The 18,320-nt window shown below is 65.5% G+C and carries 18 protein-coding genes and 3 pseudogenes; 15 read left to right on the forward strand and 6 right to left on the reverse strand.

What is annotated here, in order from left to right; translation table 11 throughout:
* The 4 genes from I3K84_RS04135 (at position 1) to I3K84_RS22415 (ending at position 3,518) form a co-directional block, all read left to right on the forward strand.
* Positions 1-1,281: a TrbI/VirB10 family protein gene (locus tag I3K84_RS04135; RefSeq protein ID WP_038842564.1), complete on the forward strand. Its 1,281-nt coding sequence runs from the start codon at positions 1-3 to the stop codon at positions 1,279-1,281.
* On the forward strand, positions 1,278-1,526 hold the full coding sequence (locus I3K84_RS04140) for a DUF2274 domain-containing protein (RefSeq protein WP_003160610.1): 249 nt from the start codon (positions 1,278-1,280) through the stop codon (positions 1,524-1,526). The genes I3K84_RS04135 and I3K84_RS04140 overlap by 4 nt, the downstream gene beginning before the upstream one ends.
* A 904-nt stretch (positions 1,527-2,430) precedes the next feature.
* Positions 2,431-3,393 carry an IS5 family transposase gene (locus I3K84_RS04145; RefSeq protein WP_011806097.1) on the forward strand — a complete coding sequence of 321 codons (963 nt, stop codon included), beginning with the start codon at positions 2,431-2,433 and terminating at the stop codon, positions 3,391-3,393.
* Entirely contained in the window at positions 3,390-3,518 is a 129-nt protein-coding gene (locus I3K84_RS22415; RefSeq protein WP_255352815.1) for a hypothetical protein, read from the forward strand. Before I3K84_RS04145 ends, I3K84_RS22415 begins: the two co-directional genes overlap by 4 nt.
* Before the next feature lie 157 nt (positions 3,519-3,675).
* Here the strand turns inward: I3K84_RS22415 and I3K84_RS04150 are convergent.
* Both I3K84_RS04150 and I3K84_RS04155 read right to left on the reverse strand, forming a co-directional pair.
* A pseudogene (locus tag I3K84_RS04150) lies at positions 3,676-5,128 on the reverse strand (IS5 family transposase).
* A 129-nt stretch (positions 5,129-5,257) separates the two neighbouring features.
* Positions 5,258-5,644: a hypothetical protein gene (locus I3K84_RS04155; RefSeq protein ID WP_196995567.1), complete on the reverse strand. Its 387-nt coding sequence runs from the start codon at positions 5,642-5,644 to the stop codon at positions 5,258-5,260.
* A 215-nt stretch (positions 5,645-5,859) separates the two neighbouring features.
* On the opposite strand from I3K84_RS04155, the gene trpB reads away from it, so the two are divergent.
* Both trpB and I3K84_RS04165 read left to right on the forward strand, forming a co-directional pair.
* The gene (trpB, locus tag I3K84_RS04160) at positions 5,860-7,068 is read left to right on the forward strand and encodes a tryptophan synthase subunit beta (protein ID WP_015913327.1); all 1,209 of its coding nucleotides are present in this window, start codon (positions 5,860-5,862) and stop codon (positions 7,066-7,068) included.
* A 67-nt stretch (positions 7,069-7,135) separates the two neighbouring features.
* Positions 7,136-7,474: a YggL family protein gene (locus I3K84_RS04165; protein WP_011805244.1), complete on the forward strand. Its 339-nt coding sequence runs from the start codon at positions 7,136-7,138 to the stop codon at positions 7,472-7,474.
* Between the two features lie 285 nt (positions 7,475-7,759).
* On the opposite strand, the gene I3K84_RS04170 is transcribed toward I3K84_RS04165, so the two are convergent.
* Both I3K84_RS04170 and I3K84_RS04175 read right to left on the reverse strand, forming a co-directional pair.
* Entirely contained in the window at positions 7,760-8,818 is a 1,059-nt protein-coding gene (locus I3K84_RS04170) for an SMP-30/gluconolactonase/LRE family protein (RefSeq protein WP_196995568.1), read from the reverse strand.
* Positions 8,819-8,867: 49 nt separating this feature from the next.
* Positions 8,868-9,914 (reverse strand): UxaA family hydrolase, encoded by a 1,047-nt coding sequence (locus tag I3K84_RS04175; RefSeq protein ID WP_370567825.1) that lies wholly within the window; start codon positions 9,912-9,914, stop codon positions 8,868-8,870.
* Between I3K84_RS04175 and I3K84_RS04180 the strand changes: the two are divergent.
* The 3 genes and pseudogenes from I3K84_RS04180 to I3K84_RS04190 all read left to right on the forward strand — a co-directional run.
* Positions 9,795-10,151 (forward strand): annotated as a pseudogene (locus I3K84_RS04180) (VOC family protein); the annotation flags it as partial. The gene I3K84_RS04175 and the pseudogene I3K84_RS04180 sit on opposite strands and share 120 nt — an antisense overlap.
* 50 nt (positions 10,152-10,201) lie before the next feature.
* A complete protein-coding gene (gene aat / locus I3K84_RS04185; protein WP_041835987.1) occupies positions 10,202-10,954 on the forward strand; it encodes a leucyl/phenylalanyl-tRNA--protein transferase in 753 nt (250 codons plus the stop codon).
* Positions 10,951-11,691: an arginyltransferase gene (locus tag I3K84_RS04190; protein ID WP_196995569.1), complete on the forward strand. Its 741-nt coding sequence runs from the start codon at positions 10,951-10,953 to the stop codon at positions 11,689-11,691. Before aat ends, I3K84_RS04190 begins: the two co-directional genes overlap by 4 nt.
* A gap of 71 nt (positions 11,692-11,762) precedes the next feature.
* Here the strand turns inward: I3K84_RS04190 and I3K84_RS04195 are convergent, their stop codons facing one another.
* Both I3K84_RS04195 and I3K84_RS04200 read right to left on the reverse strand, forming a co-directional pair.
* Complete coding sequence (locus I3K84_RS04195; protein ID WP_088886790.1) at positions 11,763-12,176, reverse strand: DoxX family protein; 414 nt, start codon at positions 12,174-12,176, stop codon at positions 11,763-11,765.
* A 36-nt stretch (positions 12,177-12,212) separates the two neighbouring features.
* A complete protein-coding gene (locus tag I3K84_RS04200; protein WP_196995570.1) occupies positions 12,213-12,914 on the reverse strand; it encodes a pirin family protein in 702 nt (233 codons plus the stop codon).
* A 117-nt stretch (positions 12,915-13,031) separates the two neighbouring features.
* Between I3K84_RS04200 and I3K84_RS04205 the strand changes: the two genes are divergently transcribed.
* The 6 genes and pseudogenes from I3K84_RS04205 to I3K84_RS04230 all read left to right on the forward strand — a co-directional run.
* Positions 13,032-13,970, forward strand: coding sequence for a LysR family transcriptional regulator (locus I3K84_RS04205; RefSeq protein ID WP_196995571.1), 939 nt, complete (start codon positions 13,032-13,034; stop codon positions 13,968-13,970).
* A 96-nt stretch (positions 13,971-14,066) separates the two neighbouring features.
* Positions 14,067-15,170, forward strand: coding sequence for an NAD(P)/FAD-dependent oxidoreductase (locus tag I3K84_RS04210; protein ID WP_011805227.1), 1,104 nt, complete (start codon positions 14,067-14,069; stop codon positions 15,168-15,170).
* The gene (gluQRS, locus tag I3K84_RS04215; RefSeq protein ID WP_196995572.1) at positions 15,167-16,138 is read left to right on the forward strand and encodes a tRNA glutamyl-Q(34) synthetase GluQRS; all 972 of its coding nucleotides are present in this window, start codon (positions 15,167-15,169) and stop codon (positions 16,136-16,138) included. Before I3K84_RS04210 ends, gluQRS begins: the two co-directional genes overlap by 4 nt.
* On the forward strand, positions 16,108-16,890 hold the full coding sequence (gene trmB / locus I3K84_RS04220) for a tRNA (guanosine(46)-N7)-methyltransferase TrmB (protein ID WP_196995573.1): 783 nt from the start codon (positions 16,108-16,110) through the stop codon (positions 16,888-16,890). The genes gluQRS and trmB overlap by 31 nt, the downstream gene beginning before the upstream one ends.
* A gap of 20 nt (positions 16,891-16,910) precedes the next feature.
* Positions 16,911-17,219, forward strand: coding sequence for a hypothetical protein (locus tag I3K84_RS22525; RefSeq protein WP_370567779.1), 309 nt, complete (start codon positions 16,911-16,913; stop codon positions 17,217-17,219).
* A 142-nt stretch (positions 17,220-17,361) separates the two neighbouring features.
* A pseudogene (locus tag I3K84_RS04230) lies at positions 17,362-18,183 on the forward strand (GGDEF domain-containing protein); the annotation flags it as partial.
* Positions 18,184-18,320 lie beyond the last annotated feature (137 nt).

Raw genomic sequence — 18,320 nt, forward strand, 5'->3', positions numbered from 1 at the left:
ATGAGCCACGACGGAATCCCGGACGTGCCGATTCCTGATGCCACGCCGAAGGTCGCGCCGGAGAATGTGGCGCTGCGGGCGCAGCCGCGCCCGGTGACACGTCTCAATCGGCGCACGCTGGCGCTGCTGACTGGCGGCCTCGGCGTCGCGGTGCTGGGCGCAACGATGTGGTCATTGCAGCCGACGCACCGGCGCGGCGGCAACGAGCCGGCCGAGCTTTACAACGTGGATCGCGTGTCGAAGTCCGAAGGACTCGACCAGCTTCCCGCCGACTACTCGAAGCTGCCGCCGAAGGTGCCAGAGTTGGGGCCGCCGCTGCCGGGCGATCTGGGGCCGGCTATCGTGAACTCGCAGCAGCCAGCGGTGGCCCGCTACACGCCGCCCGGCCAGGATGCGGCGGCAGCCGAGCGTGACGCGAGGCGCAAGGAAGCTGAAGCGGCAGCGGGATCGTCGGTGTTCTTCCGCTCCAGCAACCAGCGTGCCGCTGCTGCGCCCGCGCAAGTGGCGGCTGCCGGCCCGTCATCTGGCTTGGCCGGCTTCGACCCGCAGGCCGCTGGGCCGGCCTCGACGGCGGCGCAGCCTGCCGACCCGACCACAGTGCAGAACCGGCAAGACCAGAAAGAGGCGTTCCAGAAAGCCGGAACCACGGAAACCCGTAATTCCGGCAACCTGCAAATGCCAACCTCGCCGTATCAGGTGATGACCGGGACGGTGATCGCGGCGGCGCTGGTGACGGGCATCAAGTCCGATCTACCGGGGGACGTGATCGGCACGGTGACGGAGCCGGTGTACGACACCGCGACCGGCCGCTATCTGCTGATCCCGCAGGGCTCGCGCATCTTCGGCAAATACAACAGCCAGGTCGCCTACGGGCAGAGCCGTGTGCAAGTGGTGTGGAACCGCATCATCCTGCCGGACACGTCCTCGCTCACGCTGGACAACCTGGCTGGCACCGATCCGGCCGGCTACGCCGGCCTGGAGGATGGCGTCGATTGGCATTGGGATCGCGTCTTCGCCGGTGCGGCGCTGACGACGCTGCTGGGCGTCGGCGCCGAACTGGCCGCGCCGGAGAACCGTAACGGCGATCGCGTCATCATCGCCGGCCGCGACAGCCTGCAGGACAGCGTGAATCAGGTCGGGCAGGAGATGACCCGGCGCAACCTCAACATCCAGCCCACTTTGACCGAGCGGCCGGGCCTGCCGGTGCGCATCATCGTCAACCGCGACCTAGTGCTGCGGCCCTACCAGCCGCTGTTCTTCAATCGGGGAGCTTCGCAATGAGTACGACCAAGAAGCTGCGGCTCGGGCCGCTGCCCAAGACCGAGAGCATCAAGCTGACCTTCGCCTGTCCAGCCGGCCTCAAGGCCGACCTCGACCGCTATGCGGTGCTGCACGCGCAGACCTACGGCGAAACGGTCGATGCAACGACGCTGATCCCGCACATGCTGGAGGCATTCATCGCCGGGGATCGGGGATTCAGGAAGGGAGCGGCGGTCGCCAAGGCTTCGCCGCCGAAACCGCCCTGATGCTGCGGACGAGTCCGCTAGCATCCCAATGACGGAAGCGCAGCCCACGGGCTGCGCTTCGCTTTTGAGGGCGTCTTGCGATAAGTTGGGGCTATGATGACGACGCGACCTTGCCCGCTACGACGCCCCTGCGTTTACTACCGCGAAGCGCCTATGCGGCACCTAGCTCGATAAGCAGCAAGAGCACATGGCGGTCGAAATCTGGCCTAACCTCTTGCCCCCATAAGACCTTCCGCACCGCTGCATGCCCGCACTAAGGGCTTGACAGCGGACATTTTTTATTTTGAGCAGAGTGCCTTGCTGCGATCTCAAACTAGGCAGGTAGTAGGCAGGTGCTCATTCATCTATGGCCTCTTTCGACCCAGAGCAGTCGGTCAGTGCACAGCCACAACGCTGTCGCCTGACGGTGTACGGCATCATGGCGTGGCCCAGAACCGTGCGCAAAGCTATAGTGTTCGGAACGAATTTGCCCACGGACCCAATCCAGCAACCGTGTGGCGCGCGACACAGGAGTGGCGGTGAGTTTCATGGCTGAATTTAGTATGCTTTTTTATACAGCACGCGTGCCACAAATCTAGGCTACAAGCCCCTTGCAGCGTTTTCTGCGTGCCAGTTTAGACCGCAAACGCCAGATATAGCCTGCGTTTAGTCATGGTCTTGTATTGAGCTAAATCCCTACTAGTGCACGCCAGCATGGAACCCATACAACAACAGATTTCTGCGTAAGGTTACAAATGAGCAACACACTAAACATCACATTCGGGGATCGCGTCGCTGAAAACGAGTTCAACGATCTATCCGCATATTTCATCAAAACAGAACATTGGGAAAAGGTTAGGGAAATCCTGCAAAACCCCGAACGCAGTCTGCTAGAAGCCAGGAAGTCATGGCATCCTCCCCGCCCATGAAGCAAAGCAGCCTTGACCTGAAACTGAGCACCAAAAAGACCCGCAAGCAAGAACTGCTGATCCAGATGGATTTGGTGGTTCCCTGGGCTGCTCTGGTCGAACTCATTGCGCCCTATTACCCCGAAGGCAAGAACGGCCGCCCACCCTTTGCCCTGGAGACCATGCTGCGCATCCACTGCATGCAGCAGTGGTTCACCCTGTCAGATCTGGCGATGGAAGAGGCCTTCTTTGACACCCCGATCTACCGGGAGTTTGCAAGTCTTGATGCCCATGGGAGGGTGCCTGACGAGAGCACCATCCTGAGGTTTCGTCATCGGCTGGAGAAACACAAGCTGGCCGAGCAGATTCTGGCCACTGTCAACGAGCTTCTGGCAGCCCAGGGCTTGCTGCTCAAGGCAGGCACTGCGGTCGATGCCACACTGATCGCAGCGCCTAGCTCTACCAAGAACAAGGACAGAAAGCGCGATCCAGAGATGCATTCGAGCCAAAAGGGCAACGAATGGCACTTTGGCATGAAGGCCCATATCGGCGTGGATGCGGACTCGGGACTCGTGCATACCGTCATAGGCACCTCGGGTAACGTGGCCGACGTTGTAGAGGGCAACAGCTTGCTGCACGGGCAGGAGACAGACGGGTTTGGTGATGCGGGCTACCAAGGTATCGACAAGCGCCCGGATGCCAAGGAGGCAGTGCGGTGGCACATCGCGATGCGCCCAGGCAAACGCAGAGCGCTGGACAAAGAGAACAACCCCGTTGACGCGCTGATAGACCAAGTGGAGAAGATCAAGGCGAGCATCCGTGCCAAGGTGGAGCATCCCTTCAGGGTGATCAAACGACAGTTTGGATACACCAAGGTGCGCTACCGGGGATTGAAGAAGAACACGTTGCAGCTCAAGACGCTGTTTGCGCTGTCCAATCTTTGGATGGTGCGCCATCAATTGCTGGAGGCGCAGGGATGAGTGCCCCTGAAATCAGGCAAATGGCCGCAAAGGCGGTGCAGATGGCCCGCAAGGGCGTGGAAAGTGGTGCGAAGACCCAGGCTAAACGCCATCCATCGCACTATCTGAAACCGGTGACCTTGTAGCACTTACGCATTCGAGTTATTCAGGGCATCCTTAGATAGTCGGCCCTGAAATATTCATTTCAAGCCTGGGAGAGCCTGCCAGCCCCCAAGGTCAGCCGGTTGGCCAGGGCTGTGCACAGGGTTGATCGGGCATCAGCAGCCCAAGAGCGCATGTCCATCACAGCGGCCAGCCAAGAACGCTCCTGTGTGCTGGCTTGCAGCAGGCACAAAAAAACCACCTGCAAGAAGGCCACCCCCTTCTTGACGATCATGCGCAGCAGCCACTTGATGTTGTAGCCGGCCGCGCACAGCACCGCGTGCAGGCGGTCGCCCTGTTCGCCCTTGAGGTGGCAGCGACCCATGCGGTGATCGGCCTTGAGGTGCCCGATGATGGGTTCAATAGCCTGGCGCCGCCTGAGCAGCTTTCTTTCCTGCTCACTGATCCGCTTGGCCTTGCCCCGGTGCACGATGTGCACATCCGGGTTGTCCGCATCCACCCCCCGGTAGCCCAGATCAACGAACGCTGTCGCTGGTTTTGCATCGCTGTCCTGCATCAGGATCGTGGCCTGCTCCAGTTGCTCTGTGAGGGTGTGACCATCGTACGGGTTGCCGTGGAAGGCCCGGGCGCCCACGATCAGGTTGCCTTTGAGCGTGCTGGCAATGCCCACCTTCACGCCGAACTCGTAGGGCTGCTTGGCCTTGCCTTTGCTGATGCAGTCCACCTCCGGGGCATGCCAGGCGTACAGCTTGGGCTGTCCATCCACCGCCTTGCGCTGGCCGCTCTGGGCCACGATGCGCGCGGCCTTGCTCAATGTCTGGGCGAGCGCTTGGCGCACGGCTTGCCCGATGGCGCTGGCCCCAGTGGCGATCTTCCTCTCGATCTCGCGCTGCAGCCGCCCGACGATGGTGCGCTGGCGCTTGATGGCGCGGCGCATGCGCTTGAACTGGCGCGCGTGGGCATAGCGCCCGGCCTTGCGGCCCAGCTCCTTGCCTTCCTTGGCAAAGGTCTGCTTCAAGTCGATGCCGGCACCCTTGGCTGCTTCGACCAGCTTGACCCTGGCTGTCTCCAGCAGGCGGCTGTCGGTGGGGTGCGCAATCGCCTTGTGCTGCACCGTGCTGTCCACGATCACGCGAGAGAGCTCCTGCGGCTTGATCAGCTTGAGTTCAACGGCCACGTTGATGGTCTGCGCCAGCAGCTCTTCCACGCCTTCTTCGCCCAGCAACTGACGGAACTTGACCAGGGTGGTGGCGTCGCAGGGCTGGCGGTCTTCGTAGTACGCGCAGCCCGAGAAGAACTGCCAGCGCGGGGTGTCGGCCCAGCGGGCCACCACGCCCTCATCGGATTCGTTGAACGCGTGCTTGAGGTACAGCAGCGAGACCATGATGCGCAGCGCCACGCGCGGGCGCCCGGCCTTGCTGGCCGCAGCCTGGCGCTGGGGCTTCTCGCCGAACAAATCCAGATCGGGCATGGCCTGCCCGGCGTGGGCCTTGCGCACCAGCAGGTGGGCCACCCGCGCCTCGATCTCCTGCCAGGGCATGCGCGAAGACAGCACCGCCAGCGGATGGCGCAGATCGATCATCTGGTCGATGCGCGAGCGGAAGAAATCGTCGGTGGCGGGGCAGGTGAACATCACGGCACGAAACTCCCAGAAATCAAGGCGGATGCGCTATCAGAACGGGAGAAATTATACGCCGGAATGAAGAAAATATCCAGCAAAATCAATGGCTTACGAATAAATCAGGGGCGACTAGATAGAAATTCAACCTATCGCCATCCACTCTTGCACGCAATGGTGGGCCAGCGCCGTCACCCAGCAGGGCTCCGCCGGTACGAAGGCCATCCCGTACCGCGGGCTGACCAGAAACCCGGCGCGGTCGAATGCCCGGTCATCGCTCGATTGCACAAACGCGGCCAGGTCACGGAACGGCACGGCCACGGTGCCCAGGTGCAGCGCCTCCGCGCGGGCAGTCACCTCTTCCAGGCGGCCACTGTCCTGAAAGCGGTAGACCACGTCGCCATAGTCCAGCGCGGTCAGGCCAACGTTGTTGCGCGACTCGCTGCGTGGCTGGCCGTGGGCGCGGATGATGTCGCCGCGCGTGGCGGTAAGGGGTACGCCATTCACGCTTTCGTAGGGTTGCAGGTGCATGGTCGATTCTGTGGCGGCGCGGCGGCGCGCGGCAACCGGGGGCGTGTATCGAACCGTGAGGCGCAACGCGCGCGTATATTGCCCCGTATTGCCGTTGGCGGGCCGTAAGCACCCCGCAATGGTTCAGCATGAAAATGCCGCCCAGCGCCCGTCTGAAAAGCGCGGGCAGCTATCAAAACCGAAGTTCTTTCAACCACCCTCCTCCTTTGACTGCGATGACAGCCTCCACCGACTTCGCCCCCATGCCCGATGCCGCCGGCTTCTTTGGCCCCTACGGCGGGCAGCTTGTGCCGCCGCACCTGAAAGCCGCCATGGACGACATCGCCGCGGCCTATGCCGAGATCACGCAGCGCAAGGACTTCCAGGACGAGCTGGCACAGCTGTTTGCCGATTACGTGGGCCGGCCCAGCCCGATCTTTCATGCCAAGCGGCTTTCGGGCCTGCTGGGCGGCGCGCAGATCCACCTCAAGCGCGAGGACCTGAACCACACCGGCGCGCACAAGATCAACCACTGCCTGGGCGAGGCGCTGCTGGCCAAGTTCATGGGCAAGAAGAAGGTGATCGCCGAGACGGGCGCTGGCCAGCACGGCGTGGCGCTGGCCACGGCCTGTGCGCTGGTGGGCATTCCGTGCGAGATCCACATGGGCCAGGTGGACATCGAGAAGGAGCACCCCAACGTCACCAAGATGCGCATCCTGGGCTGCAAGCTGGTGGCAGTGACGCGCGGCGCGGCCACGCTGAAGGAGGCGGTGGACAGCGCCTTCGAGGAGTACCTGACCAACCCCACCGACTACCTGTACGCCATCGGCTCGGTGGTGGGGCCGCACCCGTTCCCGATGATGGTCCGCGACTTCCAGAGCATCATCGGCCGCGAGGCGCGCGAGCAGTTCCAGGCCAGACACGGCCGCCTGCCCGACTACGTGACCGCCTGCGTGGGCGGCGGCAGCAATGCCATGGGCATGTTCACCGCCTTCCTGGGCGATACCGACGTGAAGCTGGTGGGCGTGGAGCCCTCGGGCGAAGGCACCGACAAGCCCGGCCGGCACGCGGCCACGCTGAGCATGGGCCAGCCCGGTGAGATCCACGGCATGAAGTGCTATGTGCTGGAGGATGCGCCGGGCGTGCCCGCCGCCGTGCACAGCATTGCCTCGGGCCTGGACTACCCCGGCGTGGGCCCGCAGCACAGCTATCTGAAGGACATTGGCCGCGTGCAGTACGAAGCCGTGACCGACAAGGAATGCCTGGACGCGTTCATGCAGCTGTCGCGCGTGGAAGGGATCATCCCCGCGCTGGAGAGCGCCCATGCCGTGGCCTGGGCCATCCGCGTGGCGCCCACGCTGCCCCAGGACCAGCACATCCTGGTCAACCTGTCGGGCCGCGGCGACAAGGATGCGGATTACGTCGCCAAGGTGCTGGGGCTTTGACGGGCGGGCGCGGCGCGTGTTCTGCCATCATGGCGCCCTTGATTCACTGAACTGAGAGAACCTGACCATGGCACTGCCACCCAACAAGCAACGCAGCCGCCGCCTTCGCAAGAAGATGCGCGTGGCCGAGTTTCAGGAATTCGGCTTCGAGTACGAGCTGAAGGTCAAGCAGGAGCTGACGCCCGAGCAAGAGGAGGCGCTGATGGACCGCTTCGTGCGGGACCTGCTGGTGCCCCGCAATCTGGCGGCCGCCGGCTGGGTGCGCGAAGGCTTCGTGACGGCCTTCGTGCGCGGCTCCGCCACCGAGGACGACCGCCAAGCCACGCAGGCCTGGCTGGCTGCACAGCCCGAGGTGGCCGAGGCCACCGTGAGCGAGCTGAAGGACGCCTGGTACGTGCAAGACTGAGCCGCGCACCACAGGTTAGCCGCGCAGCGCTGGGCTGGCGTCAGCCAGTAGGTTTTAAGCCTTTTTGGCCTCTAGCCTTTGACCAACAAGCGCAAGCAGCTATCAAAACAGAAGCGAAACAGCCGCCAACCCCCACGGGGGTGGCGGCTGTTGCCGTTGATGCGGTGCGTTTGTGCGAACGGGGCGGTTGGCTCAACCTTCCGTGATCCCTGCGGCCCTGATGACCTGGGCCGCACGGGGCGGCCCCTGCCCTGTGGCGGGCGCCCGCCACGGGGACCTTCGCACTCAGACAGCGCCGCGCGCCTCCACATAAAGCGCGTAGATCGAATGGCTGCTGGCCATGAACAGGCGGTTGTTCTTGGCACCCCCAAAACACAGGTTGGCACAACGCTCAGGCAGCCGGATGTGACCAATGGCTTTGCCTTCGGGGTTGAAGACCATCACGCCATCCAGGTCCGCCGGGTTGGCGCCCACGGCGCCGTTGCTGCCCCACCCGCACCAGAGGTTGCCGAACTCGTCGCACTTGATGCCGTCCAGGGCACCCGGGCCGCCCGCGTCGATGTGCAGACGCTTGCCGGACAGCCGCCCGCCCGGGCCCACGTCGTAGGCCCACACCACGCGATGCGGCTGGTGGCGGCCCTCGACGATGTAGAGCACCTTCTCATCGGGCGAAAAGCACAGGCCATTGGCACCCGCCAGGTCGCCCAGTACCTGGCTGACCTTTGCGCCGCCCGGGTCGATGCGGTAGACGCCGTGCGGCAGCTCTGGCGCGGCCTTATCGCCCTCCCAATGACCGGCGATGCCGAACGGCGGGTCGGTGAACCAGACCGCGCCGTCCTTGCTGCAAATGATGTCGTTGGGTGAGTTGAAGCGCTTGCCGTTGTAGCCATCGGCCAGCACGGTGATGCTTCCGTCGTACTCGGTGCGCGTGATACGGCGCGTCAGGTGCTCGCAGGTCAGCAGCCGGCCCTGGCGGTCGCGCGCGAGGCCGTTGGAAAAGTTGGCGGGCTGGCGGAATACGCCCCACGCACCGGTGGCCTCATCCCAGCGCATGATGCGGTTGTTCGGAATGTCGGATACCAGCAGGTAGCGCCCGTCTCCGAACCACACGGGCCCTTCGGCCCAACGCATGCCGGTGGCAATCTGCTCCACGCTGCTGCTGTAGATGCGGTACTTGGCGAACTGCGGGTCCAGCACCTGCACCGATGGGTCGGGGTAACGCTGCTGGGGCTTGAATTCAAAACTCTGCGCCGTGGCAGCACCTGCGGCCGTTGCGGCCACCGCGCCGGCCAGGAAATGGCGCCGCGTGGCAACGCTGGGCGCCGCATTCTTCTCGTGAGGCATTTCGGGATCTCCGTTGTGGGTTGTGCCCGGGTTGGGTCGAACAAGCAGGTCAGGTCACCGGCGCTGGGTTGAACAGCACGAGCTGGTTGGCCAGCTTCCAGTGCTCGGCCCAGTGCTCGGCCCAGGTCTTTTTGCGGCCGCTGGCCACGTCGAGCATGAGGTGGAACAACTCCCAGCCCACGTCTTCGATGGTGGCCTGCCCGTCTGCGATGCGGCCGGCGTTCACATCCATCAGGTCGTGCCAACGCCGGGCCAAATCGCTGCGCGTGGCCACCTTGATCACCGGCACCTGCGCAAGCCCATAAGGCGTGCCGCGCCCCGTGGTGAACACGTGCAGGTTCATGCCCGCCGCCAGTTGCAGCGTGCCGCAGATGAAGTCGCTGGCGGGGGTAGCCGCGTAGAGCAAACCTTTTTGCACCGCCTTTTCGCCCGGAGCCACTACGCCGGCGATGGGCGCGCTACCGCTCTTGACGATGGAGCCCATGGCCTTCTCGACGATGTTCGACAGGCCCCCCTTCTTGTTGCCCGGCGTGGTGTTGGCACTGCGGTCCACGCGGCCGCGTGCCAGGTAGGCGTCGTACCAGGCCATCTGATCGATCAGGGCCTGCGCCACCTCGGGCGTGGCCGCACGTGCGGTGAGCTGGTCGATGCCGTCACGCACCTCGGTCACCTCGCTGAACATCACCGTGGCGCCGGCGCGCACCAGCAAATCGGTGCAAAAGCCCACGGCCGGGTTGGCGGTCACGCCGCTGAAGGCATCGCTGCCGCCGCATTGCACGCCCACCACCAGTTCGCTGGCTGGTACCGTCTCGCGCCGACGTGCGTTCAGGCGCTTCAGGTGCTCGTCGGCCTGGCGCAAGATGGAGTCGACCATGGACATAAAGCCCACATGGGCTTCGTCCTGCAGACACACCACGTCCAGCGGTGCCTCCTGCAGGGTACGCTGGTCCACCAGAGCAATGGCGCCAGGCGGCATGAGGCGCTCGGGCTGCAGCTTCTCGCAGCCCAGGCTGACCACCATCACCTCGCCGCCGAAGTTGGGGTTGAGGCTGATGTTGCGCAGCGTGCGGATGGGTACCGCCGCCCCGCCGCCAATGGCCACCTCACGGGGCGGCACCACCTCGCCTTCCAGGCGAAGGACCGCGAGATGGTGGATGCCTTCCACCGCGCGGCGCTGGCGCATGGCGGGCGCGACAACGGCGCCCCGGGCGAGCGGTCCTACCACCCGGGCTACTACGCCGCCTTTGCGCTGGACCTGGACGGCAACAACATCGAGGCGGTATTCCATGGCGCACACCAGCGCAGCGCGTCCTCCGTCCTGATCACGTTCTGAGCACGCGGGCGGGCGACAATCGCGCTCCACGCGCGCCCTTGATTGCCTGCATGACCACATCGCTTCCCTGGCTGGAACCCGACGATCCTTTTCCACCCACCGACGGTGCCTGGGGCACGGACTCTCCCGCGCCCGGCCTGCTGGCCGCGGGCGGCACGCTGGGGGTGCCCCGCCTGGTGCAGGCCTATGCCCAGGGTGTCTTTCCGTGGTTCAGCACCGGCCAGCCCATCCTGTGGTGGAGCCCGGACCCGCGCATGGTGCTGCATGTGCAGGAATTCCGCCTGCATCGATCGCTGCGCCGCGTGCTGCAGCGCTTTCGCGCCACGCCCGGTTGCGAGGTGCGCATCGACAGCGACTTTTCCGCCGTGATCCACGCCTGCGCCAACAAGCCGCGGGCCGGGCAGTCCGGCACCTGGATCGTGCCCTCCATGGTTGCCGCGTATGAGGCGCTGCATGCTGCTGGCCATGCCCATAGCGTGGAAACCTGGGTGAACGGGCAACTGGTGGGGGGGCTTTATTGCGTGGCGCTAGGACGGGCCGTGTTTGGCGAATCGATGTTCGCGCACGCGACCGATGCTTCCAAGATCGCCCTGGCGGCGCTGGTATGCCTGTGCCGGCGCGAGGGGGTCCGGTTGATCGACTGCCAGCAGAACACGGGCCATCTGGCCTCGCTGGGCGCCCGGGAGATGGAACGTTCGCAGTTTCTGAATCACGTGGCGCGAGCGCGGCAAGACCCTGCCTGCACCTGGAAATTCGAGCCCGTATACTGGACCGAGCTTTTGCCCAACCCCTCAGCGGCGTGACCCAACTCAACGATCTTCCGCTGCAAAGCCTGCAGTTCTACGCCACGGCACCCTACCCGTGCAGCTACCTGCCCGAGCGGCAGGCGCGCTCGCAGGTGGCGACGCCCAGTCACCTGATTCAGAACGATGTGTATTCGGGCCTCGTGGCGCGGGGCTTTCGGCGCAGCGGCATGTTCACCTACCGCCCCTACTGCGACGGCTGCCAGGCCTGCACCCCGCTGCGCGTGGTGGTTGATCCATTCAAGCCCGACCGCAGCCAGCGCCGTGCCTGGAAGCGCCACGCCGGCCTGCAGGCGCGGGTACTGCGCCTGTGCTACCTGCCCGAGCATTACCAGCTATACCTGCGCTACCAGAACGCACGCCACGCCGGGGGTGGCATGGACCAGGACAGCATCGACCAGTACACGCAGTTCCTGCTGCAAAGCCGGGTCAATTCGCGGCTGGTGGAGTTCCGTGAGACCGGGGCCGACGGCCAGCCGGGGACACTGAAGATGGTGTCCATCCTGGACGTGCTGGAGGACGGCCTCTCCGCCGTCTACACCTTTTATGAGCCCGAGCCGGGCGCAAGCTACGGCACCTACAACGTGCTGTGGCAGGTACAGCAGGCGCGCACGCTGGGCCTGCCGCATGTCTACCTGGGTTACTGGATCGAGCAGAGCCCGAAGATGAACTACAAGGCGCGCTTCATGCCGCATGAGCTGCGCATCGACGGCCGTTGGCAGCGTTCCAAAAGTTGATGGGCCTTGCAGGTCATATCGACCTCCAAGGCCCATTCATCAAGCGCAAGCAGCTTCTTTTTTAATAGCAATCAGCGCCCGGACCGTGCACCGTCTACGCTCCATGCCCCGGCACCGAAGGCGGCGAATGCCAGCAGGCCGCCCGTCACGGCAACGTTCTTGAAGAACAACAGCTGCTGCATCATCTGCTGGTCCGCCGGCAGAGCCCAGTAGGCGTGGAAGAAGAAACTGGCCGCCAGCGTGAACACGGCCAGCGCCAGCGCAGCGATGCGTGTTCCGAATCCGAAGAGCAGTGCCAGGCCGCCCAGTAGTTCAATCAACAGACCGACGGCAACGGCCACGGTGGGCATGGGCATGCCCACGGACGTGGCGTAGCCCACGGTGCCGGCAAAGCCGCTGATCTTGCCGAACCCCGCAGGGATGAACAACAGGGCGATGAGGATGCGGCCCACCAGGGCCAGAGGGTTTTGCAGGGTAGCAAACATGGCGGAACTCCTAGGGTTGAAGTGGATGGGCAGACTTCACGCGGCGAGATCAAAAACCAGAACTTCGGCATCGCTTCCCCCGGACAGGGTCACGCTGCTTTCGTTATCCAGCAGGGCCGCGTCGCCCCCGCTCAGATGCTGTCCGTTGACCTGCAGCGTACCGCGGATCAGGTGAACGTAGGCTTTGCGCCCTGCGGCAATGGGCAGTTGCGCCGCCTCAGCACCGTCGAACAGGCCCGCGTACAGCGTGGCGTCGGCATGGATCGTGACCGAGCCTTGCGCGCCGTCGGGCGAGGCCACGCGACGCAACTGGCCGCGCTTGTCGGCATCGGGAAAGCGCTTTTGCTCATAGCTCGGCGCGATGCCGCGCACATTGGGCTCGATCCAGATCTGCAGAAAGTGCGTCTGCTGGCCCTCGGCGTGGTTGAACTCGCTGTGCATCACACCCGTGCCGGCGCTCATGCGCTGCACGTCGCCGGGCGGAATGCCCTTGACGTTGCCCATGCTGTCCTGGTGCGCCAGTTCGCCAGACAGCACGTAGCTGATGATCTCCATGTCGCGGTGGCCATGGGTGCCGAAGCCCGTGCCCGGCGCGATGCGGTCCTCGTTGATGACGCGCAGGTTGCCCCAGCCCATGTGGCGCGGGTCGTAGTAGCCCGCGAACGAGAAGCTGTGGTACGAATTGAGCCAGCCGTGGTCTGCGTGGCCGCGATCTTGCGATTTGCGAAGGGTCAGCATGGGGTCGCTCCTGGAAATGCGTTGCGTTGGAGAGAACTGTAGGTGGCGCAGCGCCCTTGCAGGGACAGCGGGCTTGAAGGCATCATTCAAACTCATTGAACGAATAAGCCGTCGATCATGCAAAACACCCGCGATGCCCTGACCCCCGAAAACTTGGCCGTGCTGCAGAGCATTGCGGAGACGGGCAGCTTTGCCGCAGCGGCACGCCAGCTCGGCGTGGTGCCCAGCGCACTGACCTACCGTGTGCGCCAGATCGAGGATGCGCTGGACGTGCTGCTGTTCGACCGCAGCGCCCGCCACGCACGGCCCACCGATGCCGGCATGGAGCTGCTGCGCGAAGGCAAGCGCTTGCTGGAAGACGTGGACGCCATCGCCAACCGCGTGCGCCGCGTGGCCACGGGCTGGGAGCCGCAGCTCACGCTGTCGGTGGACGGCGTCATCTCGCCCACCACCATGCTGGAGCTGGTGGAGGCGTTCTACGCCCTCGGTCCACCCACGCGCGTGAAGTGGCGCGACGGCATCCTCGGCGGCACGGCCGAAGCGCTGACGTCGGGCCAAGCAGACCTGGCCATCGGCGTGGCCGTGGGCGCCTCCAACGTCGCCGGGCTGCAATCCGCCCCGCTGGGCGAGGTGCGTTTCATCTTCGTCGTGGCGCCCCATCACCCACTGGCCAAGGTGCCCGAGCCCATCAGCGACACCACGCTGCGCGAACACCGCGCGATCGCCGTGGCCGACTCGGCACGGCGCAGCAACGTGACCATGGGCATCCTCGCGGGGCAGGACGTCCTCACCGTGGACAACATGCGCGCCAAGATCCACGCACAGTTGCGCGGCCTGGGCGGGGGCTTTCTGCCCGAGCCCATGGTGCGTCCGTACCTCGAAGCCGGCCATCTGGTCGAGCGGCAGGTGGCGCGCCCCGCGCGCAACGTGCGTCTGAGCTACCAATGGGGTGGCCCCGGGCACGCTGCGCCGGGCCGCGCGCTGCAGTGGTGGCTGTCGCAACTGCAAAGTGACGCCACACGCCGTGCGCTGCTGGAAAACCACCACCAGTTCTGAATGCGTGGGCCGCGCGGCGCGTGTAGAGTCAACACTAGCGCTGCGCTAATTACCAGCACTGCACCAGCCCATTTCCGACGTCATCGAAGGCCTGCCATGACCCGCTTTTCCTCCCGCTCCAGCGATCGACTGAAACAAGGCCAGCAGGTCGCGCCCCTGGGCGCCGCGCGGCGCTTTGCCGTGGTGGGTGCCGGCATGGCCGGCGTGGCCTGCGCCCGCACCCTGGCCCAGGCGGGCCACATGGTCACCGTCTTCGAGAAGGCGCCGCAGCCCGGCGGGCGCACGGCGGCGCTGGCGTCGCCCTTTGGCAGTTTTGATTCGGGCGCGCAGTACTTCACGGTGCGCGACGCACGCTTTCAGCGGGCGCTGGACACCGTTTCCGGCCTGTGCCGCGCCTGGAGTGCCACCACCATCCGCGTGCTGGACGCCGCCGGGCGCGTCGCCACCGCCGCGCCACCGCCCGGTGAAGCGCACTGGGTGGCCGCCCCCGCCATGGATGCGCTGGTCCAGGCCTGGGCGGCACCACTGGCGCGCGAAGGCCACCTGCACACGCGCACGGCCGTCACGCGCATCGAGCGCGACGCCATGCGGCCCACGGCCTGGCAGCTGCGCACCGAGACGCTGGATGGGGGATCGCAGGTGTATGCGGGTTTCGATGGCGTGGTACTGGCCCAGCCCGCACCGCTGTCGCGGGCGCTGCTGCAGCAGTCCGGCGTTTCCACGCCGTGGGACGATGCCCTGGCCGGCGTGGACATCGCGCCCTGCTGGACCTTGATGCTGGCCTTTGCGCAGGCCGTGCGCCCCGGGCTGACCACGCTCGGTCCGCAGTGGAACGCCGCACGCAGTACGCACCACCGCATTGCCTGGCTGGCCCGAGAGTCCAGCAAGCCCGGCCGGACACAGATCGAGCGCTGGACGGTGCAGGCCAGTCCCGCCTGGTCGCTGGAGCACCTGAACGACGAGGCCCCCCGCGTGCAGGCCAAGCTCATCAAGGCGTTTGCCGAAGTCACCGGCATACGCGCCACGCCCACGCATGCCGAGATGCGGCGCTGGCGCCACGCGCAGACGCAAAAGCCCTTGGGCCAGAGCTTTCTGTGGGACGCCTCCCTGGGCCTGGGCGTTTGCGGCGATTGGTGCCTGGGGCACCGGCTGGAAGACGCTTTCGTCTCGGGCCTGGAGCTCGCGCTCACCGCTGCATGACAGCGGCCGCGGGCTACGTCGGCCGCTTTGCCCCCTCCCCGACCGGCCCGCTGCACGCGGGCTCGCTCGTCGCCGCCCTGGCCAGCTGGCTGGACGCGCGCGCGGCCCTTGGAGGACGCGGCGGGCGCTGGCTGGTGCGCATCGAAGACGTGGACCCGCCGCGCTGCGTGCCCGGCGCCGACGAGCGCATTCTGGCGCAGCTGGCCCGCTGCGGCCTGCTGCCCGACGAGCAGCCGCTGTACCAATCCACCCGCGGCCCCCGCTACCAGCAGGCGCTGGATGGGCTGCTCCACGCCGGCCTGGCCTACCCATGCGCATGCACGCGCCGCGACATCGAAGCCGCCTTGCAGGCGCAGGGCCTGGTGCATGAACGCCATGTGGAACGCCCCTACCCTGGCACCTGCCGCCACGGCCTGGGTGGACGCACGCCGCGCGCCTGGCGCTTCCATACCCAGCGGTATCAATCAAAAATGCCTCCAGCGCCCATCCAGCAAGCGCAAACAGCTATTTATTCAATAGCAATTTCCGGCGTCTCCTGGACCGATCGGCGCCTGGGCCCGCAGTTTCAGGATGTGGCGCGGCAAGTGGGCGACTTTGTGCTGCGGCGTGCAGATGGCCTGTGGGCCTACCAGCTTGCGGTCGTGGTCGACGACGCCGACCAGGGCGTCACCCATGTGGTACGCGGCGAAGACCTGGCCGACAACACGCCGCGCCAGATCCTGCTGCAGTCCGCATTGGGCGTGCCCACGCCGCAGTACCTGCATACGCCCCTGGTACGTGCGGCGGATGGCGAGAAGCTCTCCAAACAACATGGCGCTCCCCCCATCGACGACAGCCAGCCGCTGCAGGCTTTGACAAATGCAGCCCAGGTACTGGGATTGCCGTCACCTACAGGCATAGCAGGCATCCCCGATGCGCTCGCATTCTGGGTCAAGGCATGGCCTGGAACCTACAATTCGCCGCTGTGACTCAAACGCTTTCTTCGCAAGACCCGCAGGCCCCCGCGGCCCCCCCCATGCCCGGTGCCGCTGGCAGCGCCCCGGCAGACGTCGCCCATCCCAAGGGCATCAAAAGCTATGTGCGCCGCGCCGGCCGCACCACCACCGGCCAGGCCAAGGCGCTGGAAGAGCTGGGCCCGCGCTACGTGCTGGACTATGCGCCCGCCCTGCTGGACGCCACTGCGGCCTTCGGCCGCAGCGCGCCGCTGGTGCTGGAGATCGGCTTCGGCATGGGCGAGGCCACGGCACACATCGCGCGCGTGCGCCCGCAAGACAACTTTCTGTGCTGCGAGGTGCATGAACCCGGCGTGGGCGCGCTGCTCAAGCGCATCGGCGAGCAGGACATCCACAACATCCGCATCCTGCAGCACGACGCTGTCGAGGTGCTGGAGCACATGCTGGCGCCCGGAGCGCTCGACGGCGTGCATATCTTCTTTCCCGACCCCTGGCACAAGAAGCGCCACAACAAGCGCCGCCTGATCCAGCCGCCGCTGGTGGCACAGCTGGCGGCACGCCTGAAGCCGGGGGGCTACATCCACTGTGCGACCGACTGGCAGCCGTATGCGGAGCAGATGCTGGAGGTGTTGTCGGCCGAACCCTTGCTGTCCAACACCGCCGAGGGCTATGCTCCGCAGCCGGACTACCGCCCCCTGACCAAGTTCGAGAACCGCGGCATGCGGCTCGGCCATGGCGTGTGGGACCTGGTGTTCACGCGCCGCTGAGCGTCTATTCCCGTTTCCCGATGAAGCCCATCCTCCAGAACCTGGCCGAAATGACCGCCCACCGGGACCACTTGCGCCTGGAGGTCTCGGTGCTGTCCACGCTGCTCAAGCTGGGCCATATCGTGCAGGTGCGGGCGCTGGAGCTGTTCACGCAGGACGAAGTCCTGATGCTGCGCCCGCGCAGCTGGAGCCACGAAGGGCAGTTAGGGCCTGTTCACACTATTTTTGCCAGATGCGTTGCGATCAAAAAGGGCCAGGCGCAAGGCGCCAAACGAAGCTGGGGTGCTACCCCAGCGAGGCTTGGCAACGCCGCGAATGGCCCTTTTTGATCGCAACCCGGAGGGAACGGAGTGAAAACCGCGCCATTCGTCGTTGCCCTCCTAGCCAAGGCCCCGGCCTTGGCGTCGTCACGCGCCTAGATTGGCGCGGTTTTCACGCCATTCGCACTGGCAAAAATAGTGTGAACAGGCCCTAGTCTCCAGTGAGTACGACGCTGCTTCAGATCCCCAGCGCATTCCGCTGGCGCAAGAGCCTGAACTGGCCCACTGCATCGCCACCCAGGGCGAGAGCGCCGCGCGTGCCTCCGAGCAGCGCCACACGCTCTGGCTGCCCATGTGGCTGGGCGGGCGCCCCACGGCGTGCCTGGAAATCACCCAGTCCCGCCGCTTCACGCGGCACCAGCGCGACGTGATCATGGGCGTGTTTCTGGTCTACCAAAACTACCAGAGCCTGCTGGATTACAGCGAGCGGGACGCGCTCACCGGGCTGCTGAACCGCAAGACCTTCGAGGAGCAGTTCTCACGACAGACCGGCGCACCCGCCAGCCCAGGCGAGGGCGAAGACACTGTGCGCCAATGGCTGGCGGTGATCGACATCGACCATTTCAAGTCGGTCAATGACCGCTTTGGACACCTCTATGGCGATGAGGTGCTGATCCTGGTGGCCAACCGCCTGCGCACCCTGTTCCAGAGCCAGGACAGCATCTTCCGCTTCGGCGGAGAGGAGTTCGTGGTGCTGCTGCGTTCCCTCACGCTGGCGCAGGCGCGCCAGGCGCTGGAGCGGTTGCGCGCGGCCGTGCAGACGCATGTGTTCCCGCAGATCGGACACATCACCGTGAGCATCGGCTTCGCGGCCACGCAACAGGGCTCGCCGGTGGAGATCCTGGGGCGCGCGGACCAGGCGCTCTACTATGCCAAGGAACATGGACGCAACCAGGTCTGCTTCTATGAAGATCTGGTCAACAGTGGCGCCTTGCAGATCAAGGTGGCGCACGACGAAGTGGAGCTGTTCTAGCCCATTTGCCGGCAGACGGTGCTGCGCCTGCCGTCTTTTGCCTAGCCCCGTGGGTCAGGTGTAACCGCGGCGCAGGCCACCACCGCCCACGCGGGTGCAACATGTCCGCAATTGCGCCCGGCCCCCGTCTGGGGGCC

This window comes from Diaphorobacter sp. JS3051 (assembly GCF_015832135.1).
GTDB classification, from domain to species: Bacteria; Pseudomonadota; Gammaproteobacteria; order Burkholderiales; family Burkholderiaceae_C; genus Diaphorobacter; species Diaphorobacter nitroreducens.